Source organism: Luteimonas flava (genome assembly GCF_036584485.1).
Taxonomy (GTDB): Bacteria; Pseudomonadota; Gammaproteobacteria; order Xanthomonadales; family Xanthomonadaceae; genus Luteimonas; species Luteimonas flava.
The window spans coordinates 1-318 of the sequence record NZ_JAZHBM010000056.1 but is presented as its reverse complement, the minus strand read 5'-3'; the positions used below and the strand labels follow the sequence as shown (position 1 = coordinate 318).

The window sequence follows — 318 nt, the reverse complement described above, 5'->3', positions numbered from 1 at the left end:
TAGCGGCTGAACAGCTCCAGGTAAGTGTGGATGGCGCCAATATTCAGCTTGCCGGCAGACGCCAGCCGCGCCACCCGCGCCGCCTGCGGGCCGGAGAAGGAAAAGTCCAGCCGCGAGGCGACGCCGCGCTCGAAGACATCCAGATGCTCCGGCAGCGCCAGCACCGACTGCAGCATGTGCAGTTGGTTGACGCGCTCCGGATTCAGGTTGGCCAGCGCATGGCCGAGGAAATCGGCCTGCTTCTGGTTATTCCCTTCGAGGCAAACGCGGTCGCCGCATTCGATAACCGCATGCAGCAGATCGGCGATGCGCGCCGGC

Annotated in this window: 1 protein-coding gene; it reads right to left on the bottom strand. The window is 65.1% G+C overall.

Annotated features, from left to right (window positions below; all coding sequences use genetic code 11):
* Positions 1–318 (bottom strand): malonate decarboxylase subunit alpha (locus V3391_RS17665; protein ID WP_332079758.1); only part of this gene is annotated, 318 nt, incomplete at both ends.